The following is a 25,371-nucleotide window of genomic DNA, read 5'->3' on the forward strand; positions in this document are numbered from 1 at the left end:
CTGGATCGTCCCGCTGGGCCTCTCCGCCGATGACGCCGCCCGCGCGCAGGGCGCAAGCAGAGTCTCCCGATGACTTCCATGATTCAAAGGTGCGCAGGGGCGTGCACGTGGAGGGCTGGCGGTCGCGTTTGCGATCGGCACGTGGGGCCTGGCCGTGGTTCGTCTCGCGGCGGACGTGGCTCTCGCTCACGGAGTTCTCGATGCTGGTCGGCATTTCCGGCGGCTCGCTTCAGTGATTCCCGATCCGGCTTCGTTGTGCTGTCGTCGGCTTCGGTGGTGTTGCCGACGTCGTTGATCCGAGGTCGTTCGTCGACTGCCCTGGTGGACTATCACGGCGTGATAGTCCACCAGGGCAGGTCCAGCCCGAGCCCCTACGACCAGTCATTGCCCACTGCCCCCTTGGGTGCAGGGCGCAACTGGCATCAGCGTGGGCCGGATGGCCGGTGTTCTACGGGATGTGGGGGAGTACGCAGCACTTTGCCCGCTGCCCCTGCCTCGTCCGCGAGGTGGGGTGGGCTATCACGGCGTGATGGACGACCACGCCAGAAAACTTTCATTGCTAACGCGTGGCGTACCCAATTGATCTTTCGCGTTAGTAGAGTGACGGACTATGACGTCACCTGAATCCAGGGGCGACCGCGAGAAGGTCGTCTCGAAGCTGCCCTCCTGGCTACGCCAGGAACTGAAGATCCGCGCCGTACAGCACGGCATCGACATGCAAGACGCTGTCGAAGCAGGCATCACGGCGTGGCGCGGACTCGGATCCAACCTCAGCTCCATCGATACGAGCGGCGCGGAGTCCTTCGCGACTTTCCTGCCCGCCGATCTGTGGTCGGGCTTCCGCGCCGACTGCAAGTCCCGGGGGGTCTCCCTCATCCAAGGGCTCGCACAGTCCGTTCAGGTGTGGCTCGAGACTCATCCCGCACCAGCCGTGAAGCGGCCGGACATCGTTCGACGCTTCATCGTCTGCAACCAGAAGGGCGGGGTCGGCAAGACCGCGATCACTGCCGGCACCGGGGAGGCGCTCGCGGAAGCCCCCACGATGCTTGTGCCTGTCCGCGTTTCCAAGCACTTCGCAGCACTGCTTGAAGAGGACGAGACCAGCACTCGCGACCCGCTTGCTCTTGAAGACCTGCCGGGGCTCGGCCAGCGCGTCCTTCTCGTCGACTTCGACCCACAGGGGCACCTCACCCGACAGCTGGGCCAGGAACCTCTTGCGATGGAGGGGGACTCGCTCACCAACCACATGGCGGGCGAGGGCAAGGGCGATCTGCGTGATCTCATCGTTCCGATCGACGCCGACCGCTTCGGCGACCGGCTCCACCTCTTGCCCGCGTGCACGGACGCCTTCCTTCTCGACGTGCGTCTCGCCTCTGTGCGTGCACGCGAAGCGTCCCTGGAACGTGCCCTGTCTGCCATCGAGAGCGACTACGACGTCATCCTCATCGACTGCCCGCCCAGCCTCGGCCTGAGCATGGACGCCGCCACCTACTACGGCCGCCGCCGTCCCCAGGAATCCCCCGGTAACTCCGGTGCCCTCATCGTCGTCCAGGCCGAGGACAGCAGTGCCGACGCCTACGGGCTTCTGACGTCCCAAATCGAGGACATGCGCACCGACCTCGCACTCGACGTCGACTACCTCGGCCTTGTCGTCAATCACTACGACGCCCGCCGCGGCTACATCGCCACGTCATCCCTCCAGTCCTGGATGGACATAAAGGATCCCCGTGTCGTCGGTGTCATCGGAGACCTGAAAGAACAGAAGGAGGCGGTCCGCGCCAAGCGGCCGCTCCTCGACTACGCGCCCCGGTGCGATCAGTCCGTCGCGCTGCGCGCCCTCGCCCGGGAGATCAGCAAGTGAGTAAGGCCAAAAACCTCGGCGCTGGGGCATCTTTTGCACAGGCCCGCCCCATCAGCGCCCGACGGGCCGCCATCGGCGCGGTCACCGGCGCACCCACCGACGGAGTTCCGGATCCCACCGAGCTCCCCCTCGGTGCCATCAGCCAGAACCCTGATAACCCCCGGGAAGAACTTCGCGATCTGGACGGACTAGCCGCAAGTATCCGTGAGATCGGGCTCATCAACGCCATCACGATCGCCAGCGTGGAGGCCTACCTCTCCGAACGCCCGGACCGCGCGGGAGATCTTGATGAAGGCGCCCGCTACATCGTCATTGACGGCCACCGGCGTCTTGAGGCCGCCCGACTCGCCGGCGCCCCCAGGATCCGGGTGAGCGTCGACGACACTCTCGTCTCCACCGACGAGTCACTTCTCGAAGCCGCGTTTGTCGCTAACGTCCACCGTGACGACATGAATCCGCTCGAGCAGGCGCATGCGCTGCACAAGCTCGTCGAGTTCTACGGCTCGCAGAGTAAGGCGGCAAAGAGGCTAGGTATCGGGCAGTCGACGATCTCCTCGAAGCTGTCGATCCTCGACCTCGACCCTGAGCTTCAGGCAGACCTCGTTTCAGGCCGCCGCACGATCGAGCACGTTCGTAACCTGTCCAAGCTGACCCCGGCGGAACAGCGGGAAAAGGCGGACAGGCGAGCAGCTGGTGCCACCGGGCAGAGGTCAGCTGTGCGTAGTGGGGGAGAAGGGCAGAACTCTGTCCTGACGCTGCCTGAACCACCGGTCTCGGCCCAGGCCACCCCGCCGGAGCAGGCGGGGGTATCACGGCGTGATACCCCCGCCGGTCACACCGGGGAGGATGCTGCCGCGGCTATCCCTGAGGAACTGCCGACCCAGCGAACGGAATTCGAGGGCCAGCAAGAGGATGTCGCGGAGCCTGCGCTGGACGAGTCGGTCTCCGTTCCGGTTGGGGGCGCAGGCGTCATCAAAATGCCCTGGCACGACGCCAACGCGGTGGCAGAGCTCGTGTTGTGGAAGATGGATTCCGAGCAACAGCAGGTTCTTCTGGCGCGGCTCCTCGCTGCCCATGGACAGGCTCCAGCCGCAGAGCAATAGCTTTAACGGCGGGGAGGGGGAGGACCGAGGAGGCGATGAGTCATACGCTGTGCCTGCACTGCACAGGTCGCCTCGAGTCCTTCGTGCCAGACCCTCCGAGGGCCTTTCGGTCATTCAGCTGGAGCTGCCCTGCATAGCTCGATGCAGGCCATGGGGTGACGCTAACGCGTTCTTCCCCTCTGTGCTCTGTCGCATGGGCTCGCCCGCCGACCCCCAACCTATGACCTACGGCAGCGCTCTCTTCGGCTTGTCGTAGAGGGCGCTGCTGTTCGGTCCCACTGAACCTTGACCGATCTCACTGAGGTTTGGCTGCTTGCTTGTGGCCAGCCGACTGGGGTCCGGGCTGCGGACAACTGGCCGACCACACACGGCTCCGGGCCCGGATGGCCGGTCAGCCGGCGTCAACTGGGGGTGCTGACGAACAGGGGATCGAGCGGATCGTCCTCGTACCCGACGACGAGGCAGGTCACGGCGACCGCTCCTCGGGAGAGTTCCACCAGCCGGGCCAGGGCTGCCGCCTCGGACGGCAGTCCGGCCGGATCGAGGCCGAGCGCCCGGGCCGCGCGGTCGCGTCGCCGGTCGAGGTCCGGCATGTCCTCCCGGTACTCGTCGGCGAGTGCCTGGAGTTCTCCAGCCGTCCGTCCGGGAGCATCCCGCCACCAGGGTGCCACCAGACACAGCCGCACCAACTCTGGCAGTCCGAGGGCGAGCGGTCCGGCCTCGCCGTCGAGGCTGATGTACACCACGGGGCGTTCCTCTCCGCCCTCGCCGACGAAGCAGAACGCGTCACCTGAGCCCGCCCGCGCAAACTGTTCAAGCCGGGCTCCAGAGGCAAGCCGGACCCCGTCTTCCAGTTCCAGGTCGGCCGGGTCCGTCGCATCGAGATCCGCAACCCCAGCGAAGAAGTCGATGACCTCCTGGTCGGCACCCAGGAGAGGCAACAACGCGCGGTGGTGGGCGGGCACGTCGGCTGGTGCATTCGATCCGTTCACCTGGCAACCGTAACCGGGGCCTCCGACAGCGGCGGCGTCAACCGCCAGGGGCCTGGGGCGGGACAAGGTGGCGAGGCCCGCAGGCGTGGGTGCGCGGCCTCATTCACAAGCTGGTGCTCAAGCGGTGAGACTGGTCAAGGTCCGATGAGACAGGACAGCTGCTGCACAGAAATCGGGTGAAACGCCAATAGCGACTGAAAGGCGAAACACAGAATGGGGGTCTGGACGACCTATCTCGCAGTGGCTGGTGCGGCACGACCTTGGCGACCCTGGCAGCCCGCCAGAAGGCCGTACACGGGATTTCGAGCCACTGAGAACGTCCGGGACTGCACAGAATCGGCCCACCAAGGCCGTTGTCGAGACCGGGGCCGGCAGCTGGCCTTCTCACACTTGAGTTGAACGCGCCAAGTGTTGTTGGCTCTCAGCCACACTCCCAACACCACCCTGGGACCACGACGGCAGTATCACTGCAGCTCGCTGCCGAAGCGGATCCAACTCCGAGCGGCGACCGGTTCCGGCCAGGCCCGCCCGGCGAAGACCCGCAGCCGCAAGGTGTGTTCGATGCCCTCCGCTCACGCCTCGCGCACCACCTGGCGGACCGCAACGCGAGCCTGCAGTTCTGCGAAGGAGGCATGGCAGGCCGGGGCGCTGGGGCGGCGGAGACAGGTTGTCGGCGTCGACTTCGTGATCGCCGCTGCTGAGCCGACCCGGCGGTCAGCCCAGGACGGAACAGGTTTTCGGAGCGGATCCCTTCAACTGGGTACACATCAGGGTTCCGTTGGGCAGCTTCGGGCCGCCGGGTCGGCCCTTCTTTCCCCACAGCGTTTCGACCGCGACGCCGGGGGCCCGTCCGTTGTCGCCGGTCCAGGTCGACTTCTTCCAGCCGCTGGTCTGGGTGCTGTGGCCGGGCTTCTTGTGGGACCACCGTGCCCAATAGGTGTGGTTCTTCACCCCGGAGACCTTATGGGCGATGATCAGCGGCACGCGCGTCGCGGTGTTGTACTGAACGGTGATGCAGTAATTGCCGCGGTCTGTGCAGCGGTGCGTGTCCATGATCCGCGCAGGAGCAGGAGCATGGCTGGTGCCAGCGTGCGCCGGGAGGGGTGTACCTCCGAGCAGTACAGCCGTTCCGGCAGCCCAGTAAATGATCTTTCGCATGTATGGCCAACCGCAGCCGGGACTCCGGGATACGGGCCGGCCTGGCCGATCACCCGGACGTGACGGCGGGGCCAAGACGTCAGCGTCCGGTGAGGGCCTGGAGCACGGGGGAGGGGTCCTCAAGGTCCGCGGTGACGAGACCGGCCCCGGCGTCGCGTAGTTCGGTGGCGGTGAAGCGCCCCGTGGCGACGGCGAGGACGGTGACGTGGTTGTCCAGGGCTGCCTTGACATCGGCCGGGGTGTCACCGATCAGCAGGACATCCTGCGGATCGATCAGAGTGTTCAGGCCCCTGCTGGTCCGGCGGATCGCGGTCCGGACGAGCTCGGCACGTTCGTCGTGATCCTCCCCGTAGCCCCCGAGCGGAAAGCGGATGTGGGTGTCGAGTCCGAACACGGCGAGCTTCGTCTGTGCCACCGCGGCGAGGTTGCCGGTGACGACTGTCTGCGCCACGCCCCCCAGGGCGGCCACGGCTGCGAGTACGCGGGCTGCGCCGGGCAGTGCGTGGCCGCGCTCGCGGAGTTCACCGGCCCGCAGGCGGTGCTGCTCGGCAGAGAGGCGGGCGAAGGCTTCGAACATGGACCGGTCGCTGGTGATGCCGTGGAGTTTCGCTGTCTCCCGGAAGATGACCGGTTCCGTCAATCCGTCGACCGTGGCCTGTTCGCGCATCGGCTGCCCGGTGACCAGCTCGAAGCAGTGGCCGAAAATGTCGCGCCCGACGCCCCGGGTGGCGATCAGCGTGTGGTCGATGTCCCACAGCACCAGCTTCAACGTCAGCCTCCCAGTCACCGCCCCGCCCCGTGCACGGGCCACGGTGTCACACGTTGGTGGAAAGCCAACTGCCTGCGGACACCGCCACTCTACGGTTGGCGCAGAGCAACAGGACAGGGGACATACACATGAGGCTGCCCACACTGCCGACCGGTGAGCGGATCCGGGAGCGGCGTACCGGCATGGGCCGGACCCAGGCCGCGGTCGCAGGCCTGTGCGGGATCACCACGGACTACCTCTCCCAGATCGAGCGCGGGCTGAAGTCCCCGTCCAGCGAGGTGGTCGCCCGGCTGGCGGCCGAGTTGAAAGTCCCGGTGGGCTACCTCCTCGGCGACGACCAGCCGGCCCGCCCAGCACCGGGACCCGCCCCGGGGGCCGACGTCGTGCGCGCCCTGCTGGGACAGCGCCCCCGCCGGGCCTCCACGGATCTCGCCCCGGGCGGGCTGCTGGACCGGGTGGAAGAGGCCTGGCGGATCTGGCAGACCTCCGCCACCCGCTTCACCGACGTCGAAACCGTCCTGCCCGACCTGATCGGCGACATCGAGACCGCCCTGCGCACCACCCGCCCCGCCCCGGCCGAGCACCGCGACGTTCAGCGCCTGGCCGCCGACCTGTACGGGCTGCTGCGCTCGTACTGCCGGCGCACCGGGCGCACTGATCTGTCCCTCATGGTCACCGACCGGGCCCTGCGGGCGGCCGAGGAGGCCGATGACCCGCTGCGGATGGCGGTCGCGAAGTGGAACCTGGGGCACGCCCTGCTGTCCCAGCCCGGGCAGGAAGGCGCTGCTGCCGACGTCGCGGAGACCGCCGGTGAAGACCTGGCCCGGGTGCTTCCCACGTCGCAGGGTGCCGCGGTCCGAGGTGCCCTCGAACTCGTCGTGGTCGTCGCCGAGGCGCGGGCCGGCCGGGCCTGGGCCGCCCGGGACCGCCTCATGACCAGGGTACTTCCACTGGCCCGCCGGTCGGGGGAGGGCAACGTGGGCCGGACCGTGTTCGGCCCCACCAACACGATGCTGCACGCCGTGTCCGTGGAGATGACCGACGGCGACGCTGCCGAAGGGCTTCGCCTGGCCGATCGCGTGGACACCAGCCGGCTGCCCTCCCTCGAGCGGCAGTTCACGTTCGGGCTGGAAGTCGCCCGGTGCTACGACCTGCGCCGGGACGACACCGCGGTCCTGGTGCATCTTCTGGAGCTGGAAGCCCTCGCACCGCAGGACCTGCAGCGCAGTCCTCTGGGCAGGACTCTGGCGATCTCCCTCGTGCGCCGGGCCCGACCCACCTACCGCCGGCAGGCCGCCGCCCTGGCCGAGCGCCTCCAACTCGTCTGAGACACCCGGGCCAGGAGCCGACCCGGACTCTCAGCTCGGGTACCCGCCCCGGTGCCGTCGTACGGTCCCCCTTCACAGACCGTGGACAAGGGGAACGCGATGAACACCGGTGCCGCACCGTCGGACAAAGCGGCAGCCATGGCCGGGGCCCGCCTCGCTCCGGCCGGCCAGGACTGGGACGCGGTCCGGGTGACCCGGTTCGTAGGCCTGCAGGTCATCGAGCGCCTCGGCCCCGGAGCCGGCCCCGTCATCATGGACCCCGCTGCCCGCAGCATGTACTTCCTCGTGCCGCCCGGCACCACCAAGTCCTGGTCCGACCTGCCGCAGTGCACGGCGCTGGGGGAGACCAACCACGTGGTCCTGCCACCCACGCACAAGCAGACACCGCCCGGCCCCTACTGGCTCATCCCCGCACAGCAGCCGCTCGCCGCCACCCGCCTCCTGCGTGAAGCCCTGGAAACCGTCCTCGGCCCCCGCGCCGCCACAGCACCCGAGACGCCTCTGGACCTCTCCCGGCTGACCTTCGACCAGATCCGGGGATGGAACTGCGCACTGTGCGGTACACGCCTGCACCGCGACCGCTCTCTCGGGACCCACCGCAGCGACACCGGTCTCCTGACCGAAGCCACCGAGCTCTGGGCCTGCGCACCCGCCTGTCCCTGAACACCATCGCGAACCGCTGAACGCGCTCTGCACTCTTGCCCGTGAGCGCCATGCGCATAGCGGTGAGGACCGTGCCGGAGACCGGGGTGGTGGCGATGGCCCAGCCGAGCAGGGCCCGGGTGGGCCATCGCCTACCACGATGGTCAGCCACGGCGCGAGCGCCTCGCCCTTCGGCGGCAGGACCAGGAGCGGGAGCTGCTTGTGGTCCATCTCCCAGCACCGGCCGCGCAGCGCGTCCGGGCGGCGCAGGTAGACCGAGCCCGCCCGGCGCCCGGCCTCACCGGTCTTCCACGCCGCGCGCTCCGCCGGGGGCAGGCCGCCGGTGAACGCCTGGTACAGCGGGCGCTCCGCGACCGGCTTCGCGCTCGCCCAGCCCTCGGCAAGAAAGTCGGGCACCGGTACCCCGGCCGTCGTGCCGTCCCCGCCGGTCACAGCGCGCCGGGCACGGACCATCGCGGCGACGTCGCCCCGGTAGAAAACGAGCGCCGCCCGATCGGCCTGGCTCAGCTCGTAACGTGGACGCACGGCAGACGCGGTCGGCTTGGGCGGCGCTAGCCAGCGCCACACCGTCCGCTTGGTGTTCGGCGACGAGGTCCTGGCCACCGCCATCCTCGACCGCCGCCTCCACCACTGCGACGTGATCTCCATCAACGGCCCCAGCTACCGGCTCAAGAACCGTCTCGCCGCCATCGAACGCGACACAGACGCAGCCTGAACTTGAGTTCGCGCGTCACTGGTGTCAGGCGATCTCCGGGCGAAGGCGTTGACCTTCCGGTGTGAACGTGAATCGATCGGCGAACGGGCCATCACCACAGCGGACCGCGAGAAGCAACGGCGCTTCCCGATCCGGGGGCCATGACGAATCGGATCCAGGCTCGGTGCCGTTCCACAGGTGGAAAAAGATCATTGGCTCTGCGATGTCCTTGGTGACATAACCGAGGGTTTTTCCGTAGAGCGGGTTGGTTCCACCGAACAGAACCGACGGAGGACCGAAGGCAGCAAGAACATCCGCCCACACTCGGTCGTGCTGGGCCCACGGACCGATGACGCTCCGCATTGACGCGTATGTCTCGGCATCCAACACTCGGTCGGGCTTGAGCCACCCCTGTCGCCATGCGAACTCCGCGTATACGGAGGCCACGCTGCCATCGTGGTCGGATACAAGCAGACGACTGATGACGCCTTTGACGCCAGTGGGGAGCCAAAGGCCTACTTCGCCCCAGGCGTGCTTCTGGTCACCCCAAACTTCGGGCCGTTGCTCAAGAAAGAGCAGATGGTCTATCGCCATCCAAGCGGCGAGCTCCACATCGCCGTACACCCCCGGCCTGCGCAGCACAAGGTTGAACTGATCGACGAGGTAGATCCGCATGTCGTCCGATGATGCGAGCACTGTGTCCACGGCCATCCGGACAGTCTGGCCTACGGCACCGGCAGACGGGCCAGCAGGCGGCAGAGGTCAGAACTCGACCAGATCACTGGTGCACATACCTCTGTACTCCGTGGTGCAGCCAGAGGAGTACGCCGACAGAGGTAGATCGCTTGGTGCCAGATCTGCATGGATGTGTCACGAGAAAACTGCCGTCGCAGCCATCCTGCGATCTGCTCGGGCGACCAGCACAGCGCCAGCTTGGCCTCCACCAGGGCGCGCAGAGACGGCCGTTGGGCGAGCTTGGCCTGCTTGGGCCGGCGCCCGCGCGTGTAGGCCGCCGCATCAGCGGACGCCGCTCGGTAGAGGTTTCGGCCGCCGTTGCGGGCGATCTCGCGGGAGACGGTCGAAGGCGATCTGCCTAGCCGCTCGGCCAATTGCCGGGCAGACTCCCCGGCCGCCGTTCCGCGGGATATCTCCTCGCGCTCGCTGCCGGTCAGGTGCCGCTCGGAACGCTGCTGGGGGGCGAGACGGATGCCGCCGCTCTGGCGCCCCGAGTGCCCGCCCTATCAAGCTGAGCGACCGCCCCTCACACCACCGTTTCCAAACCTCGTCCTGCTGAGCCGCCGAGAACCCGTAGTCACGCACCTGTGCCTCCACGATCACATGATCATCCGTCGTGCTTTGATTACTTGAGGGTGCCTTGGTCTATTGACGGCAGAAGGCCGGTCTAGGCTGCGACAGTCGCTGGCCACCGAGGCCGGCGCGTCAAGGGAAGGCACATATGCCGCAAGCGCGACACGCGACCAGCCCGGCGGACACGTCGGGCCGGCAGACGCTCAGTGCGGTAGAAGAGGCGGCCCGGATGGACGCCGTGCGCCGCTACGACATCCTCGACACCCCGCCCGACGGCGCGTTCGACCGCGTCGCGGCGATGGCCGCCCGGCTGTTCAAGGTGCCGGTGGCGAGCGTCACGATCGTGGACGAGGACCGGATCTGGTTCAAGGCCGCCCACGGCCTGGAGGGCGTCAGCGAGATCGGCCGGGAACCGGGCCTGTGCGGCTCGGCGATCCTCGCCGACGAGACCCTGGTGATTCCCGACACTCTCACCGACCCCGTCGCCGTCAACAACGGTCTGGTCACCGGGCCGATGGCGGTCCGCTTCTACGCCGCCGCGCCGATCACCACCCGTGACGGGCACCGGCTGGGCACCGTCAACATCCTCGACACCAAGCCGCGTCTGATCAGCAAGGACGACACCGCCACCCTCGCCGACCTGGCTTCGATCGTGCTCGACGAGCTGGAGATGCGTCTGGCGGCCTTGAACGCCCTGCGCGCAGAGCAGGAGCGGCGCATCGAGCAGGAGGAAGCCCGCGAGCGCGCGGAGCGCGACATGGCCGCCATCCAGGCATTCGCCTCCACCCTCCAGCGCACCCTGCTGCCGCCGGCACTGCCGGTGATCCCTGGGCTGGAACTGGCCTGCCACTACGCCACCGCCTCCCCGCAAGATGTGGGTGGGGACTTCTACGACGTCTTCCCCCTCGACGACACGAGGTGGGCATTCTTCCTCGGCGACGTGTGCGGCAAGGGCCCCGAAGCCGCTTCCGTCACCTCCCTGACCCGCTACACCCTGCGCGCCGCCGCCCTGATCGACCCCGACCCCGACAAAGTCCTCACCGCACTGAACACGGCGCTGCTCCTCGACCCGGCCGTCGGTACCCGGTTCTGCACCGCCGTATTCGGCACCCTTGAACCCCACGAGAAGGACGGGTTCACCGTCACGGTGGCCACCGGTGGACACCCCCCGGCCTACCACCTGCGCGGACAGGGGACGGTGGAAGAGGTGCGCCCTCAGGGCGGCATGCTCATCGGCGCCATCGCCGAGGCATGCTTCGCCTCCCACACCTTCCACCTCGCCCCGGGCGAAGGACTGCTCCTCTACACCGACGGACTGACCGAGGCCCGCATCCTGGGCGGAGAGATGATCGGAGACGAGGGCCTGACCCGTTTCCTCTCCGCTCGCACCGGGCCCATCGGCGCGAGCGCGGTCATAGGGGACACCGTCGACCTCCTCGACGCCACACCCCAGGGGGCCGGTGACGACGTCGCCCTGCTGGCCCTGTCCGTCCCCCTCGCCAACGCCACGGACGGTCTCACCGCGACCGCCACCGCCCACACCATCGCCCCCGCCGGCGAGACACCGGGGAGCCGACCGTGACCGACTTCAACCTCACCACACAGCACACCGAAGGCGACCTCGCCCTGACCCACGTCGCCGGGGAACTCGACATGGCCACCGCCCCCGTTTTGCGCGCCCAGGCACTGGCCCTCATCGAACAAGGCCACCGGCACCTGATCCTGGACCTCTCAGCCGTCACCTTCTGCGACTCCACGGGCTTCAGCGCCCTCGTCGGCATCTACCGCTGCGCCCAGACCGCCGACGGCACCCTGGTCCTCGCCGCCGTCCCCGACCGCCTGGCACGCCTGCTGGACCTCACCGGCCTCAGCGCCCTGCTGCCCGCCTTCCCCACCGCCGCCCACGCCCTCGTCGCGCACACCCCCAGCCCAGACACGGCCACCGCAGCCTCAAGACAGGGCACGATCGACGCGTAGACACCCTTGCCAGCCCCCTCAGCCCAGGGGCTACGACCCCTGGGCACCTTCCCCCTCCACCCCACCGAGATCCGCATCGGCTACGCCCGGGTCTCAACCGGCGGGCAGAAACTCGACCGGCCGATCGACGCCCTCACCCTCGCGGGCTGCCGGCGCATCCTCCTCGAGAAAAAGTCCGGCAAGAACGACCCGCGCCCCGAAGTGAAGGCGTGCCACGCCTTCCTCCAGGAAGGGGACACCCTCGTCGTCCCCTTCCTGGACCGGTACGGCCGCAGCCTCCAAGACCTGGTGAACATGGTCGGGAACTTGCGCGAGCGGCAGATCGGCTTCACCTCCCTACGCGAGAAGCTCGCCCCCCCGGCGGCCGCCTGATCTTCCACGTCTTCGCCGCGCTCGCGGAATTCGTCCGGGAGCTGATCGTGCAGGGCACCAACGAGGGCCTCGCCGCAGCTTGGGCCCGCGGCGCGTCGGCGGCCGCCCCACCGTCGTCAACGACAACCTGCTGCGCGCCGCCCGCGACATGCTGCCCAACCCGGGAAACATCCGCGAATCGACGTTGGAAGGGCTGAAACCGCGGCCCGCAAGGGCAAGTACGGCGGTCGGCCCCCGGTCATCACCGACGACATGTTCCACACCGTGCTGCGGCGCAAGGCGCTCGGCGAGTCCGTCGAGCAGATCAAGCCCGACCTGATCATCCCCACCGGCAAGCGCAAGGGACTGAACCCCTCGGTCGCAAGCATCTACCGGGCACTCGCCCAGCACGAGAAGACCAAGGCTTACCCGGAGGCAGTCGAGACGGCACACGCCGACTTCGCCACCCTTCAGCAGCGCGACCGCAGCCCCGCGTGGTCACTCAGCGCTACACACCACCTGGCCGTAGCTGTACGAGAACAGGGCCAAGTCGGGTGATGTCTCACCGACAAGTGGGTGGGCTGCGTTGGCCGAGCGAGGCGGCACACCAGGTCAGTCTCGGGTGCGGTGGCGCAGCCGGTGGGTGACTGCCCGGTGGGACAGGGGGCCGAGTCCTTCCAGGGCCTGAGCGAGGACAGCGAGCTGTTCGAGCGAGTCCAAGGCGCGGGCGGCGCCCTCGGGGTCGACGCCCTCGTAGAGTTCGATGCCTACGAAGGAGGCGGCCGCAGCACGGGCCAGCCCGGCGGGGTCGACGAAGGCGGCCAGGGGGGTCGCGGCCAGCAGCCGGGTCAGGACGGCCTCCAGCTCCTTGATCCACAGCGCGAGCCCGGCGGAGGTCGCGGACGCGAGGGCGGGCGCGGTCTGGCCGGCGGCCAACAGCTGGCCGAGGACGGCCACCTGGCCGGCCTCCCGTTCCTCGGCGTGCATCGCGCGGGCGAAGGTCAGGAGTTCCGTGAGGGAGTCCAGGGCGGCGAGCCGCTCGCGGTAGCGGGAGACGCGCTGCTCGGCGCCGTGCACGCAGGCAGCGGCGAGGAGTTCGTCGACGGAACCGAAGTGGTAGAAGATCAGCGCCTGGTTGACCCCGGCCGTGGTCGCGATCGAGCGGGCCGAGGTCTTGGCGATGCCCTGCTCGACCAGGGTGCGCAGGGCCCCTTCGAGGAGTTTGAGGCGAGTGGCCCCGCCGGACGCGCTCACGCGCGGGCCTCCTCGCGGACGGGCCGAAGACCGGCGCGGAGTCCGCCCCCGCTCGCGTCGGCGTACTCGGCGGTGAAAAACCCCTCGTAGCCGAAGAGGAAGCCGAAATGCCGGTTGGTCACCCGCACCCGGATCCGGAAGCGGCCGGTGCTCTCGTCGAACGACTCGCGGACCTCGGCTTCGCCTGCGATCAGGGACGGAACGCGAACGTCGACGGGGCCTTCGCGGAAGCGGTGCTCGCCGGAGCGGATGAGGAGCGAGCCGTCGGGCTCGGCGCTCATGTGGAGGTCGCTGGCGAGGTGCTGGTGGGTGCCGAGGTAGTCGAGGACGCAGTCGCGCTCGGGGCTGAAGACCATCGTGGCGTCGAAGCGGTGAGGGCCGTCAGGCAGTTGGAAGGTCCGCACGAAGGTGACCGTCTCGCGGCCGAAGGAGTCCACGTAGGGGAAGTTCTCGATGACGAAGGGAACATGGCGCCCCTCGCGCGGGACAAGGATGTTGCGCGTCCCTCCGAGCCGGAGGAACGGCTTGACGAAAGGGGCACCGTGGCGGATCCGCTCCATCGTCCCGCGCCCGACGCAGGCTTCGCCGCTGTCGAGCCCGACGGAGAAGCGCCGCCGGATCTCGGGGTGCAGGCGGCCGAAGCCGGCGCCCATATGAGTGTGAAAGATCGAGGTCACGAGGACTCCAGGGTGGCGAGCAGCCGGGGGGCGCGGACACGCTCGGGAGGCGTGCGTCGGCAGCGGCGTGCAGCGGGGGTGCCGGGCAGCGGGGGCTGCCCTCGGCGAGCAGCGAGAGCGGGTGACCCGAGGCGAAGCGCAGCGCCGAGACGCGCGTGCCGTCGGACCGCTGCCGTTCGCCCGCGCTGACTCCAGTGCCGGCAATCCACAGGAAAGGCAGCAGCCGGGTCGCATAGCGAAAGCTCTGCGGCTCTCCCTCGACGCGGGGCATGTAGGAGATCGAGGTGAACCTCAGGTCCCAGGACTGGTGCCGCGCCGCGTCCTGGGTCCGCTCCCAGAGGACCTCCATATGGGCGTCGATCACGGTCTCCACGTACAACCCCATGGCCGCCACGCCACCTCACTCTTCTCATAGTTTGAGCGTTCGCTCAAACCGCAAGGTAGCCCAGTTTGAGCGAACGCTCAAGGAGATCGGCAGGCTGGTTGGGTCGTGCCGCGCACAGACGCGACAGCGCTCCTGAAATCTGCCGTCGGCCAGGGTGCTGCGGAAGAGGAGGGGAGCGGGAGGGCGCCACTTCGATCGTGGTCCGAAGCTCCTAATCCGCATCTTCGGAGCCGCGCTCAGGTCGCCGGCCCGGTGTGTAGCCCAGTCCATGCACGCACAGCCCGAGCCCTATGCCTGTGAGCAGTGGGAATGGGGTGGTGCGGTGTGGAGGTTTGCTGAAGAGGGATGTACCGCCATGCCCAACGACGTGAAGCCGCGGCCGGCACCGGCCCATCGCCGTGGTGCGATGGGCCGGCCGGAATTCGGGTCCGTCAGACTCCGAAAGGTGCCGGGTAGTGGATGGTGCCCTTCGGGACGGGAGCGGTGGCATCCAGGGCGAGGACCATCATGGCCTCGTCGGGCACTTCGAAGGCGGGGCGGATGCCGTGGCGTGAAGCCGGGGTGAACCCGAAGCGCGGGTAGTAGGCGGGGTGTCCCAGGCAGGTGACGAGATTCTCGCCCTGGGCGTGGGCGGCGTCGAGGGCGGCGCGGATCGCGGCGGATCCCGCTCCCGTCTTCTGGTAAGCGGGAAGTACCGCGCACGGGCCCAGCACGAGGGCGGGACTGTCGTCGATGTGGCAGCGGATCAGCAGCGCGAAGCCCGCGATGGTGCCGTCCGGGGCCTGCGCGATAAGGGAGAGGCCGTCGATCCAGGCCGGGTCGGTGCGCAGGGCCTCGACCAGGTCGGCTTCCAGCGGGGTCGGGAACGCGGCGAGGTTGACCGCGCGGATCGCGGCGATGTCGGCGGCGGTCTCGGGGCGGGTGGTCCAGATGAGGGGGTTGTTCATGAGGAGAGGCTGGTCCGTTTCACAGAGACACAAGGAGGGGGGTCTGAGTGGCGTGGTCGTACGCCGTCACTGCTGGCGCTCGCGGAAGCGATAGGTGGCGCGCAGATGGCGGGTGATGGACTTCTGCTGGTCGGTGCGGCCGGCCCGCAGGCGGGCGTCGCCGCGGGAGGCCGCCCGGTCGCTCTCGCGCAGTAGTTTGCGGTAGCTGTCCAGGCGGCGTTCGCTCAGCTGACCGGTGTGGATCGCCCCTGGACGGCGCAGTCGGGCTCGGTGTCGTGGCCGCAGTCCCGGAAAGCGCACTCCTGAGCGCGCTGCTCGATCTCGGCGAAGACCTGCTCCAGACCGTCGGCGGCGTCCTGCAGGCCGATCCCGCGCAGTCCCGGGGTGTCGATGAGGACGCCCCCGCCGGGCAGCAGGAGGAGTTCGCGGTGAACGGTGGTGTGCCGGCCCTTGCCGTCCTGGGCCCGCACCGCGCCGGTCGCCAGGACTTCGTCGCCGAGCAGCGCGTTGGCCAGCGTGGACTTGCCCGCGCCCGAGGGGCCGAGAAGCACCGTGGTGCCGTACGCCACCGCGGTCAGGACGTCCAGGCCCACACCGGTGGCGGCGCTGGTGACCACGGTGTCGACGCCCGGCGCCAGAGCGGTGACCTCGGCCTGCACGGCGTCGGCGCCGGACGGGTCCGCAAGGTCCTGCTTGGTGAGGGCGAGAACTGGCCGTGCGCCGCTGTCCCACGCCAGCGCGAGGAGCCGCTCGATCCGGCCCGGATTGAGCGGGGCCGCGAGCGAGACGGCGATAACCGCGGTGTCGATGTTGGCAGCGAGTGCCTGCCCGCGCGAGGAGCGGTCGGCGCCGGAGCGCACGATGGCGCTGCGGCGCGGCAGCAGAGCCATCAGCTGCGGATCGGAGCCGGTGCGCAGGGCGGCCCAGTCGCCGGTGCACGGGGAATGGACGGGATCTGGCGAGGAGACCGCTGAGGAGCCTGCCCGGACCGGGCCGGACTCGGTGGCGACGTCGCACTGACCACGGTCCACGCGCACGATCCGGGCCGGCACCAGACCGGCGGCGCGATGTGCGGCGAAGGTGCGGTCGAACGCCTCGTCCCACCCGAACGCGGCCAGCGTGGAACCGGCCGACCCGGACGAGGAGCTAGAGGTGGAAGAGGTAGAGAAAGAGGATGACAACGTGAGAGACCTTTGGATGAGGGCCCCGTCAGGACGTCGCACGACCACCGCGCGAGCGAGCACGCTCACAGCAGGATGGAGGGGAACGAATTTAGACCGGGACCCGGGACGTGAGGATGGTCCGGGCGCTGCCGACAGCAGCGGTCTCTACCGCGATCATTAACCTCACCTCCCTCGAATAGTCACAAGCCCAAAAGTCCTGCGAGAGCATACCACCTGAGTTGACCGTCGAGCCTCGGGTGGCGGCTCCCCCGGTTACGACAAAATTCGCTCCGGAGCCGAAAGCAGTACGCCTCACGGAACGTCACAGATCATGGGATATGACACAGCTTCTGACGAGAACGGACACTCAGCTACCGAAACCGGTCAACGCGCCACGAGCATCGAACCTCGCGCTGGACGCCCAGGCGATCTCCCAGCGATTGCCTTCCGGGTCTGCGATATACGCCGACCGGCCGCCCCCGAGGACGGTCCACCGGATCAGCAACCACGATCACACCCGCCGCCACCGCGGCCGCGAAGGCAGCATCCACTTGCTGACGGCTGTCCACATTGCAGGCGAGCGTGATCCCCGACCGCACAGCGGCAGACGGGATGGCGGTCACCGCCTCGGCACCCAGCTCATCCACGGGGTGCAGCGCCAGCAGCACACCACCGAGCAGGAATCCCAGTTGGCCTTGAGCTGGCGGACCTGGGCTTCCGCGCCCTCGATCCGCAGTCGGATCTCCTCGGTTTCGGCATAAGCGAACACGTCGGCCACGGTGCGAAGCCGGACACCGGGGCGGTCGGAGACCGCGAAGCCGCGCGCCGCCACGTCGCTTCCCGAGCGCAGACTCCTGCCGAGCCGGCGACGAGTCTGCCAACTCCTCGATCAGGTCGCCGAGATGCGCATGGGAGGGGCAAGGTAGTGCCGGACCGTTTAGCGAGTCAGGGCCTCACCGCACGTCGGTCGTGGCCGCGTACGGGATGCCTGGCCCCGGGCTGGGAATGCCGAGCTGACTAGAGTCGCCGCCATGGACGATCGCTTCGGACCTCAGGCTGTATCGCCGACGCTGTTCGGCATCGGCGGCGACTGGCTGCCTGTCACCACCGGCGAGTCAGGGGCCTTCGTCTTCCGCAGTACGGACGCCGCCCGGTATGCCAAGTGCGTACCCTTTGCGGATGCAGCCGACCTGACGGCCGAGCGCGATCGGATCGCCTGGCTGGGCGGTCAGGGCGTACCGGCCCCGCAGGTACTCGACTGGTACGGCGGTGATGCGGGAGCCTGCCTGGTAACCAGCGCCGTCCACGGTGTACCCGCTAATCAAGTGCCGTCCCAGGATCTGCGGGCCTCCTGGGCCCGCATCGCGGAGGCCGTCCGTCGACTGCATGAGGTCCCCGTGTCCAAGTGCCCGTTCCGCCGAAGCCTGGACACCATGGTCGTCCGGGCACACGACGTCGTAGCCCGTGACGCCGTGAACCCGGAGTTCCTGCCCGTCGGGCAGCAACACACACCCCCCATGGAGCTGCTGGCCCGCCTCACCCGGCAGGTCCTCCAGCGACGGGATCAAGAGGCCGCCGACACAGTCGTCTGCCACGGGGACCTGTGCCTGCCCAATATCATGCTCAATCCCCAGACCCTGGACGTGTCAGGTTTCATCGACCTGGGCCGCCTCGGGCAGGCCGACAGATACGCCGACTTGGCACTGCTCTTGGCCAATGCGCGAGAGACATGGACGGACGAAGAGGATGCACAGGCCGCGGACGTGGCATTCGCCGAGAGGTACGGCATCGCCCTGGACCACGACCGCCTGCGATTCTACCTCCACCTCGACCCGCTCACCTGGGGCTGACGACTCGATCCAAGATGTCGAACGACCAGCCCGACACGGCAACACCGCACGGGTTCTTCATGCCTGATCAACCAGTGGGCTCCTACGGCGCCCTGCCAGCACGCCCTGAGCTCTAACGCGGACCGAGTCGTTGGCAGCTCGCCGACCTCATCTGCGTCCACAAGCACAAGATCGGCCTCGAACTCCCAGACCTGCCCCGGCCAGGTCCTGCTCGGGGGTCCAACCCCGGCCGGCCTCATCGCTAGGGCCGACGACTTCTTCGAGCGGCCCGCATCAGCCGCAGGTCTTCACCTTGCGACCAGCCGGCGGCGCCCACGATGCCCTGACCCTGATGCGCCGCCCTCATCACCGAGGGCATCACGCTCCCTCTCATCCGGAACAGCTACCGTCTCGGCGCGGAACCGGTGCTGGTTCGTGGCTGTACTCATGGTCTTGGTGATTGTGGTTGTTCAGTCCCTGGCCTGGGTCCCTCGGCATAAGACCAGGTCATAGGGCATGGTGGTGAAAAATCCAGGGACTGGAGGGACCGAAGGGACCGAACTTTCCAGTTCCACTGATCATGTGTGCGTGTGTATGCGCGCGCATGAGACTCAAGGCCTCTACTCATGTACAGCTCATAACTAGAACTTTCAGTCCCTTCAGTCCCTCGAAGCAGATCAATGGGGCACTTGACCTGCAGGTTTACGGGAGGGACCGAAGAGTGACCAAACGGGCCGACAAGTTCCAGTCCCTGCCCCCGGCGTGAGGCACCGGCGCCGACACGCCCGGCCGGGAACACCCGGCCAACATGCCGCCGCTGAGGCCTCCACCCGCAACTTCCTAGGGACTCAAGGGACCGAAGGGACTCAAAATTGGAAACGGCTACACGGAAGCCCAAAGCCCTGCTGTAGGCTCTGGGCTCATTGGGAAATTCAGTCCCTTCGGTCCCTCATTTGGCAGTGGTAACCGTGTGACCAGGTCTTTCAGGGTCAGGGACTGAAAGACTGTTGGCCCCCCTGCAAGGACGATCAGCGTGCCGCGTCAGAGCGAGACCAGCGTTCCCCGCACTGCGGGACACGCCAGTCCCTACGATGTCGCCCGCTGGTGCGCCGCGAACGGCTGGCCCGTCCACCCCCTTGCCGCAGGACGGAAAACCCCTGCAGCCAACTGTGCGTCCTGCCGAGAATCGCCACATCGGCCCTACCAGTGTCCCTGCCACTCCGCAGGCAAGTGGTGCCATGGCTTCCACGCAGCCACAACCAACTCCCAGCTCTTGGACGCCTGGTGGGGAAGCAACCCGACCCTCGGAGTCGGAGTCTCCTGTGGGCCGGCACGCCTCGTCGTCCTCGACATCGATGCCCATAGCGCGGAAGTCCCCGACCGTAACCGCCTGCTACCCGGCATCCCTATTCACGACAGCGTCAACCTCAACGGCCTGGCCTCAGGTTTCGACACCCTCGCTCTTCTTGCCGCGCTCCGCGGCAAGAAGAGCCCAGCAGACGATGACTCCACCCTTCGAGTCCGAACCCCTTCAGGGGGCCTCCACGTCTGGTACCAGGCCCCCAGCCACGGCCCCCACTACAAATCCTCCGTGGGCTCCAGCCCCAAGGTCGCCCTCGCCTGGCAAGTAGACATCCGAGCTAGCGGCGGATACATCGTCACCCCTGCCACACGAACGGCCGCAGGCATCTACCGTGCGCTCGGCACGACGCGCACGGTAGCCCCGCTCCCCAACTGGCTCGCCACCGAACTCCACCGCACAGGCCACCCCGTCAACAATGTCCCCGCGCTCCAACCCCGCCCGCTCCCCAACAGAGCGACTCCGGCCAGAAAACAGGCCCACGGTCTCCTCGAGCCCCTCCTGGCCCAGGTCGAGGCCTGCGCTGCCGCTTCCGAAGGAACAGCGTTCACAGAGAAGCTCAACCGTGCTGCCTACACTGCCGGAGGCCTAGTAGCAGGAGGCCACCTGGACCACGGCCAAGCACACGATCTGCTCACCACTGCCGCCAATGCCGCCCGCCCGCACCGCCACCGCCACAGCAGCGCCGTCATCTCCTCTGCCCTGTCCGCCGGCGCCAGCCGGCCGCTCCATCTCAAAGGACGCCCATGAGCAGCGCCGACAGCCCACGCTTCGACGCCACGGCAGCGGCTCAGCAAATGCTCGAGCTCGAAGTCCAGACACCCCAGCCCAGCCTTCCCGCACAGCAGAAAACGGCAAGCATCACCGTCCATGAACCCGCCCTGCCCAAGGGCCTGCTCCCGGCGATGCTCACCGACCGCGGCAACGCCAAGCTGTTCGCCATCATGTTCGGTGACCAGTTCCGGCACGTCGAAGGCTTGGGCTGGTACCACTGGGACCAGTACCGCTGGAAGCGCACCGGCGGAGAGAAAGCCGCAGTCTGGGCCGCCGGCGACCTCGCCGAGCAGATGCCGGCCACCGATCCGACCGGAAACTTCAACGACCGGGAAATCAATGCCCACCGCCGCAGGTCCATGTCCACCCCCGGAATCAAGGCGCTGCTCACCCAAGCCAAAGCTTCCCCGGCACTGGCCCTGGACCCCGACGTCCTGGACGGCGACCCCTACGCCTTGTGCACCCCGGCCGGCGTGGTCAACCTCTACAGCGGCGCTCTCCACAAACCCGACCCCGAAGCCGACATGCACTCCCGAGCCACCAGCGTGGCACCCGAGACGATGCCGACCCCCCGCTGGCACCGCTTTCTCCACGACACCTTCGGCGAGGACGCCAAGGGCAGGGAAACCATCCACTTCCTGCACCTACTGCTCGGCTACTCGATCACCGGCGACGTCGGCGCCCAGGTCCTGCCCTTCCTTTACGGCACCGGCGCCAACGGCAAGTCCGTCCTCCTCGATGTCATGACACAGATCCTCGGCGACTACGCACAGGCCGCCCCGCCCGGCTTCCTCATGGAAAAGGGCAAGTTCTCCGAGCACTCCACCGAACTCACAGAACTCCACGGACGCCGTATTGTCGTGTGCTCCGAACTCAAACCCAACGACAAGTTCGACGAAAGCCGGGTCAAGCTCCTGACCGGCGGCGATCGCATCATGGCCCGCCGCATGCGCCAGGACTACTTCAGCTTCAACCCCACACACAAGCTCTGGCTTCTGGGCAACCACCGTCCCGAGGTGGGCACCGGCGGTCATGCCTTCTGGCGGCGCATCCGCCTCATCCCCTTCGAACGAGTCGTCCCCGCCGCCCGCAAGATCGACAACCTGGCCAAGGAACTCGTCCAGAGCGAAGGCCCCGGCATCCTGCAGTGGCTTATCGAAGGGGCCAAGCTCTACCTCGCCACCCGCGACCCCCTCGCCGGCCCTGCCACCGTCCGCTCCGCCACCGAGGCCTACGCCACCACTGAAGACCACATCGGCCGCTTCCTCACCGAGTGCTGCACCACCGACAGCCCTGACAAGAGCCCGGACCGGGCCACCGGAGACCTCCGCGTCGAGCAAGGCCTCCTGTACGCCACCTACAGCAGCTGGTGCCAGGCCGGTGAAGGCATCCGCCCTGCCACCGCACGCGCCTTCGCGACCCGAGTCCGCCAAGAACTCTCCCTCGCCTCACCGGCCGACATGATGAAATCCAGCGGCAAAAAGTACTACCCGGGCCTCGGCCTGCTAGCTGACGAAGACGCCCAGGCCGACCATGCATGACTCTCGCGCCCTACGCACCCGCGCCCTCGCCGCCTATCCTGGGCACGGTACCTCCAGCAGAGGACGTGCCTACCAGACAACAAACAACCCGGAAACGGGCAAAAACGACGAAAAGGGGCTGCAGCCATGAGCTCGCTGCTGAACGAGAGCGACCTCTGCCACGAGAACGCAGTGGTCTGGCTGGAGAACCCCGACGAACTCGACTACGTCCGCCAAGCCCTCGACAAGACCCCCCGCCGCCGCGGCAAGCCCCGCTACGAACGCGACGGACGCATGGTCGGCTACACCGAACTCGACACCCACGCCGAAGCTGACCCCGACAGCGGCCTCCAGCTCCGCCGCGTTTTCTTCCTTCTCCCGCACGACCGCGACGCCAACCCCGACGGCCCTTACCACGAAGGTGCCCCCGGCGAAGCCGTCGATCCCCGCACCATCGAGCCTCGTCGCGTCGGCGACAAGACCCCACGGTCCCAAAGAGGCCCCGCCGCCATAGCAACCACCAGCAACTGAGCGCCGTGCGGGCGCAGCCGCATCAGCCGAGATAGCTTCAGAACCACCCATTGGCCACGCTGATTCCTCACCCGGTCCAGAACCGTCGATCTGACCGGAAGTCACGCCGCTGACCCGCTCCTTCCAACCACACGTACGTCACGGTCCAGTCAGACGAACACATCGAGCGTCTGTACAGGGCCCGCCGTGTTGGCATCACAGAAGTTGAGCTCCGCCGGGCTGCTTGTCAGTCGGTGTCGCGGTGCAGGTTGCTGGCACGGGCAATGCCGTCCGGCTCCAGGTACGTGGTGTGCACGGTGTCGATCTTCTTGGCCGCCACGGCGGGGCGCCGGCCCCCCTGTTGCTCTTGGCCTCGGCGGCGCGCAGTCCGTCGAAGGTCAGCTCGCGTCGGAGGCGCGCTGGAGTTCGACGGCGGCGGCGAGGGTCTGCACCACGAACTCCACGGGGGAGAGCGGTTCGCCGGTGCGCGGGTGGCGGGCGGTGAGGTCCATCCCAGAGAGTGCGCCGTCGTGGATGCGCAGTGCCACCTGCTCGCGGTGCACGACGTCGAGCACGTTGAGGATGTGTCTGGTCCCGCATACGAGGCGGAACATCTCGGGGATGTGGACGGTGTCGCCCGGCCGTGCCTACGTGAGGAGATCACGGAACTTCGGCCGCTGAAGGGGGTGGAGGCGGCTGGAGGTGCCCGGGTCCTCCTCGAAGACGACCGGGTCCTCTGCCGGCCTCGTCCAAACGAGGTTCTGCCTGGCGGTTGCACGGGTTCATTGGACGCGTCGGCCATCTGTCGTCTGGCCGCACTTGGCGCTCCGCCGCGGCTTCGGGAGACCGGGACCGGGACGGCGGAACCAGCTCTCATTGCCGAAATGGCATGCGCCTTTGCCGTACTGCGTTGTCGGATCGCAGGGTGGGGTCATGAACGAGCGAGAGATGACGCGAATGGACGGAACGGCCTGGGACGTCGTCGTGGTCGGCGGAGGAGCAGCTGGCCTTTCGGCCGCGCTGACGCTGGGCCGGGTGCGCCGGTCGGTGCTGGTGATCGACGCGGGGGAACCGCGCAACGCCCCGGCCGTCGGTGTGCACGGCATTCTGGGCCGGGAGGGCATGTCGCCGCTGGAGCTGCTGCGGCTGGGCCGGGAGGAGGTTGCGGCGTACGGCGGCCGGGTGGTCTCCGGCCGGGTGGCGCAGGTGCACCGGGACGGCGAAGAGTTCTCGGTGGTCACCGAGGACTGGCAGCGGGTGCGGGCGCGGCGGGTGCTGGTGACGACGGGGCTGGTCGATGAGCTGCCGGATGTGCCCGGGCTGGCCGAGCGGTGGGGGCGCGATGTCCTGCACTGCGTGTACTGCCACGGTTGGGAGGTTCGCGACCGGGTGATCGGCGTGCTGGGCAGCTTCCACCAGGCGCTGCTGTTCAGGCAGCTGTCCAGGGACGTCACCCTGTTCCTGCACGAGGGCGCGGAGCTGACCGAGGAGCAGTGGGAGCAGTTGGCCGGTCTGGGTGTGGGTGTGGTCGAGGGCCGGGTCGGTGGTCTGGTCGTCGATGCGGAGCGGGATCGGCTGGTGGGGGTGCGTCTGGTGTCAGGGGTGGTGGTGCCGGCTGAGGAGCTGGTGGTGGCGCCGCGGTTCGTGGCGCGGGCCGGTTTCCTTGACGGCCTCGGCCTTCAGGTGGGGGAGCATCCGATGGGAATTGGTGAGCAGGTGGTGGTGGACGGCTCGGGTTTCACCGGGGTCATGGGGGTGTGGGCGGCGGGCAACGTCAGCGATGTGATGGCGGGCGTTCCCCAGGCCATGGCGGCCGGGGTCGGCGCGGCAGCGGCGATCAACATGAATCTGCTGATGACCGACGCCGGCCGGGCGGCCGCCTCCCGTGCAGCGGTCCCGGGCACCGACGTGTTCGGCGCGGCGATGGAGGCCGAGGTGTAACGGCGGGTGCTGGGCCCGCGCGTGCATGGTCCGGAGGGTCTCGTGGAAGGTCGCTGAGCGGTGCCGGCGTCGTCGCCGTAGGCGTGATTCAGGTGGTGCGGGCCTTGAGATGGGCTCGCTCTCCCTGGGCGCCGAAGAGGATCAGAAGTTCCACGGTGCGGTCGTCGTCAGGGCCGAGCCAGTGCGGCACGTGGGTGTCGAACTCGGCGGCCTCACCGGGCTTGAGGATCACCCTCTCGTCACCGAGCAGCAGGCGCAGCCTGCCGGCGAGGACGTAGACCCATTCGAAGCCCTCGTGGGTGTTCAGCTGCGGTTCGGTGCCGGGCCAGGGTGGGATGAGGAGTTTGTGGGCCTGGACGCCGCCGGGCCGGCTCAGCGGTACGAAGGTCATGCCGTTGCGGACAACCGGTTTGAGGTGGATGCGCGGGTCTCCGGTGCGTGGTGCACCGACGAGTTCGTCCAGGGGTACGGCGTAGACCTCGGCGAGCGGCAGCAGCATCTCCAGGGTCGGTTTGCGGGTCCCGCCCTCGAGGCGGGAGAGCGTGCTCTCGTTGATCCCGGTCTGCTTTGCCAGACCGGCCAGCGTCAGACCGTGTCTGCGGCGTAGGTCCCGCAGCCGTGGCCCGACCGCGGCCAGCCGGTCCTTCTTCTCGATGTGCTGTGCGGCGCTCATATCCACCAGCATGCTGAAACAGCATGAGGCTTTGCAAGTCCAGCAGTGTACGTCGCAGTGTCGCACCAGCGGCCCTGGCCGGTTGTCCGGCGGCCTGCCTATGACCTGCACTTTTCCCTTGATCTGCTGAGGAC

General features: G+C 68.2%; 24 protein-coding genes and 3 pseudogenes. 14 read left to right on the forward strand and 13 right to left on the reverse strand.

Going from position 1 to position 25,371, the window contains the following annotated elements; translation table 11 throughout:
• Positions 1-610 precede the first annotated feature (610 nt).
• Together ACFWVP_RS19550 and ACFWVP_RS19555 are read left to right on the forward strand one after the other, a co-directional pair.
• Positions 611-1,861: a ParA family protein gene (locus tag ACFWVP_RS19550; RefSeq protein ID WP_384498180.1), complete on the forward strand. Its 1,251-nt coding sequence runs from the start codon at positions 611-613 to the stop codon at positions 1,859-1,861.
• Positions 1,858-2,964, forward strand: a complete 1,107-nt coding sequence (locus tag ACFWVP_RS19555; RefSeq protein WP_384498182.1) for a ParB/RepB/Spo0J family partition protein — start codon at positions 1,858-1,860, stop codon at positions 2,962-2,964. Before ACFWVP_RS19550 ends, ACFWVP_RS19555 begins: the two co-directional genes overlap by 4 nt.
• A 401-nt stretch (positions 2,965-3,365) precedes the next feature.
• On the opposite strand, the gene ACFWVP_RS19560 is transcribed toward ACFWVP_RS19555, so the two are convergent.
• The 3 genes from ACFWVP_RS19560 to ACFWVP_RS19570 form a co-directional block, all read right to left on the reverse strand.
• Positions 3,366-3,956, reverse strand: a complete 591-nt coding sequence (locus ACFWVP_RS19560; protein WP_384498184.1) for a hypothetical protein — start codon at positions 3,954-3,956, stop codon at positions 3,366-3,368.
• A 714-nt stretch (positions 3,957-4,670) separates the two neighbouring features.
• A complete protein-coding gene (locus tag ACFWVP_RS19565) occupies positions 4,671-5,009 on the reverse strand; it encodes a hypothetical protein (RefSeq protein ID WP_384498186.1) in 339 nt (112 codons plus the stop codon).
• A 184-nt stretch (positions 5,010-5,193) separates the two neighbouring features.
• Entirely contained in the window at positions 5,194-5,883 is a 690-nt protein-coding gene (locus tag ACFWVP_RS19570) for a haloacid dehalogenase-like hydrolase (protein ID WP_384498188.1), read from the reverse strand.
• A 128-nt stretch (positions 5,884-6,011) separates the two neighbouring features.
• Here ACFWVP_RS19570 and ACFWVP_RS19575 point away from each other — a divergent pair, with 128 nt between their 5' ends.
• The 3 genes and pseudogenes from ACFWVP_RS19575 to ACFWVP_RS19585 all read left to right on the forward strand — a co-directional run.
• Positions 6,012-7,211, forward strand: a complete 1,200-nt coding sequence (locus tag ACFWVP_RS19575) for a helix-turn-helix domain-containing protein (protein ID WP_384498190.1) — start codon at positions 6,012-6,014, stop codon at positions 7,209-7,211.
• 99 nt (positions 7,212-7,310) lie between these two features.
• A complete protein-coding gene (locus tag ACFWVP_RS19580) occupies positions 7,311-7,874 on the forward strand; it encodes a hypothetical protein (protein ID WP_384498192.1) in 564 nt (187 codons plus the stop codon).
• Positions 7,875-8,451: 577 nt separating this feature from the next.
• Positions 8,452-8,589, forward strand: a pseudogene (locus ACFWVP_RS19585) (ATP-binding protein); the annotation flags it as partial.
• Between the two features lie 24 nt (positions 8,590-8,613).
• Here ACFWVP_RS19585 and ACFWVP_RS19590 read toward each other — a convergent pair.
• Both ACFWVP_RS19590 and ACFWVP_RS19595 read right to left on the reverse strand, forming a co-directional pair.
• A complete protein-coding gene (locus ACFWVP_RS19590) occupies positions 8,614-9,279 on the reverse strand; it encodes a hypothetical protein (RefSeq protein WP_384498194.1) in 666 nt (221 codons plus the stop codon).
• A 14-nt stretch (positions 9,280-9,293) separates the two neighbouring features.
• On the reverse strand, positions 9,294-9,776 hold the full coding sequence (locus ACFWVP_RS19595) for a transposase (RefSeq protein WP_384498383.1): 483 nt from the start codon (positions 9,774-9,776) through the stop codon (positions 9,294-9,296).
• 248 nt (positions 9,777-10,024) lie between these two features.
• On the opposite strand from ACFWVP_RS19595, the gene ACFWVP_RS19600 reads away from it, so the two are divergent.
• From ACFWVP_RS19600 to ACFWVP_RS19615, 4 genes and pseudogenes are all read left to right on the forward strand, one after another.
• Positions 10,025-11,458 (forward strand): PP2C family protein-serine/threonine phosphatase, encoded by a 1,434-nt coding sequence (locus tag ACFWVP_RS19600; protein WP_384498196.1) that lies wholly within the window; start codon positions 10,025-10,027, stop codon positions 11,456-11,458.
• Entirely contained in the window at positions 11,455-11,853 is a 399-nt protein-coding gene (locus ACFWVP_RS19605; protein WP_384498198.1) for an STAS domain-containing protein, read from the forward strand. The genes ACFWVP_RS19600 and ACFWVP_RS19605 overlap by 4 nt, the downstream gene beginning before the upstream one ends.
• A 6-nt stretch (positions 11,854-11,859) precedes the next feature.
• Positions 11,860-12,422: pseudogene (locus ACFWVP_RS19610) on the forward strand (recombinase family protein).
• A gap of 55 nt (positions 12,423-12,477) precedes the next feature.
• Positions 12,478-12,762 (forward strand): hypothetical protein, encoded by a 285-nt coding sequence (locus ACFWVP_RS19615; protein ID WP_384498200.1) that lies wholly within the window; start codon positions 12,478-12,480, stop codon positions 12,760-12,762.
• A 54-nt stretch (positions 12,763-12,816) separates the two neighbouring features.
• Here ACFWVP_RS19615 and ACFWVP_RS19620 read toward each other — a convergent pair whose 3' ends face one another.
• The 6 genes and pseudogenes from ACFWVP_RS19620 to ACFWVP_RS19645 form a co-directional block, all read right to left on the reverse strand.
• Positions 12,817-13,458, reverse strand: a complete 642-nt coding sequence (locus ACFWVP_RS19620) for a TetR/AcrR family transcriptional regulator (protein WP_384498202.1) — start codon at positions 13,456-13,458, stop codon at positions 12,817-12,819.
• Entirely contained in the window at positions 13,455-14,135 is a 681-nt protein-coding gene (locus ACFWVP_RS19625) for a DUF4166 domain-containing protein (RefSeq protein ID WP_384498204.1), read from the reverse strand. The genes ACFWVP_RS19620 and ACFWVP_RS19625 overlap by 4 nt, the downstream gene beginning before the upstream one ends.
• A gap of 94 nt (positions 14,136-14,229) precedes the next feature.
• A pseudogene (locus tag ACFWVP_RS19630) lies at positions 14,230-14,520 on the reverse strand (hypothetical protein); the annotation flags it as partial.
• 431 nt (positions 14,521-14,951) lie between these two features.
• Entirely contained in the window at positions 14,952-15,467 is a 516-nt protein-coding gene (locus ACFWVP_RS19635; RefSeq protein ID WP_384498206.1) for a GNAT family N-acetyltransferase, read from the reverse strand.
• A gap of 224 nt (positions 15,468-15,691) precedes the next feature.
• Complete coding sequence (rsgA, locus tag ACFWVP_RS19640; RefSeq protein WP_384498208.1) at positions 15,692-16,648, reverse strand: ribosome small subunit-dependent GTPase A; 957 nt, start codon at positions 16,646-16,648, stop codon at positions 15,692-15,694.
• Between the two features lie 601 nt (positions 16,649-17,249).
• Positions 17,250-17,399, reverse strand: a complete 150-nt coding sequence (locus tag ACFWVP_RS19645) for a hypothetical protein (protein ID WP_384498210.1) — start codon at positions 17,397-17,399, stop codon at positions 17,250-17,252.
• Positions 17,400-17,661: 262 nt separating this feature from the next.
• Between ACFWVP_RS19645 and ACFWVP_RS19650 the strand changes: the two genes are divergently transcribed.
• The 4 genes from ACFWVP_RS19650 to ACFWVP_RS19665 all read left to right on the forward strand — a co-directional run bounded on the left by ACFWVP_RS19650 (position 17,662) and on the right by ACFWVP_RS19665 (position 22,644).
• The gene (locus tag ACFWVP_RS19650) at positions 17,662-18,480 is read left to right on the forward strand and encodes an APH(3'') family aminoglycoside O-phosphotransferase (protein ID WP_384498212.1); all 819 of its coding nucleotides are present in this window, start codon (positions 17,662-17,664) and stop codon (positions 18,478-18,480) included.
• A 1,012-nt stretch (positions 18,481-19,492) separates the two neighbouring features.
• Positions 19,493-20,569, forward strand: coding sequence for a bifunctional DNA primase/polymerase (locus tag ACFWVP_RS19655; protein WP_384498214.1), 1,077 nt, complete (start codon positions 19,493-19,495; stop codon positions 20,567-20,569).
• Entirely contained in the window at positions 20,566-22,134 is a 1,569-nt protein-coding gene (locus tag ACFWVP_RS19660) for a phage/plasmid primase, P4 family (RefSeq protein ID WP_384498216.1), read from the forward strand. Before ACFWVP_RS19655 ends, ACFWVP_RS19660 begins: the two co-directional genes overlap by 4 nt.
• A 126-nt stretch (positions 22,135-22,260) precedes the next feature.
• Entirely contained in the window at positions 22,261-22,644 is a 384-nt protein-coding gene (locus tag ACFWVP_RS19665; RefSeq protein WP_384498218.1) for a DUF6009 family protein, read from the forward strand.
• 377 nt (positions 22,645-23,021) lie between these two features.
• Here ACFWVP_RS19665 and ACFWVP_RS19670 read toward each other — a convergent pair whose 3' ends face one another.
• Positions 23,022-23,237, reverse strand: a complete 216-nt coding sequence (locus ACFWVP_RS19670) for a hypothetical protein (protein ID WP_384498220.1) — start codon at positions 23,235-23,237, stop codon at positions 23,022-23,024.
• 319 nt (positions 23,238-23,556) lie between these two features.
• On the opposite strand from ACFWVP_RS19670, the gene ACFWVP_RS19675 reads away from it, so the two are divergent.
• Complete coding sequence (locus ACFWVP_RS19675) at positions 23,557-24,564, forward strand: NAD(P)/FAD-dependent oxidoreductase (RefSeq protein WP_384498221.1); 1,008 nt, start codon at positions 23,557-23,559, stop codon at positions 24,562-24,564.
• Positions 24,565-24,652: 88 nt separating this feature from the next.
• Here ACFWVP_RS19675 and ACFWVP_RS19680 read toward each other — a convergent pair whose 3' ends face one another.
• A complete protein-coding gene (locus ACFWVP_RS19680) occupies positions 24,653-25,237 on the reverse strand; it encodes a helix-turn-helix domain-containing protein (RefSeq protein WP_384498223.1) in 585 nt (194 codons plus the stop codon).
• Between the last annotated feature and the right edge of the window lie 134 nt (positions 25,238-25,371).

Origin of the sequence: Streptomyces sp. NPDC058637, from assembly GCF_042717325.1 — a bacterium.
Classification (GTDB): domain Bacteria; phylum Actinomycetota; class Actinomycetes; order Streptomycetales; family Streptomycetaceae; genus Streptomyces.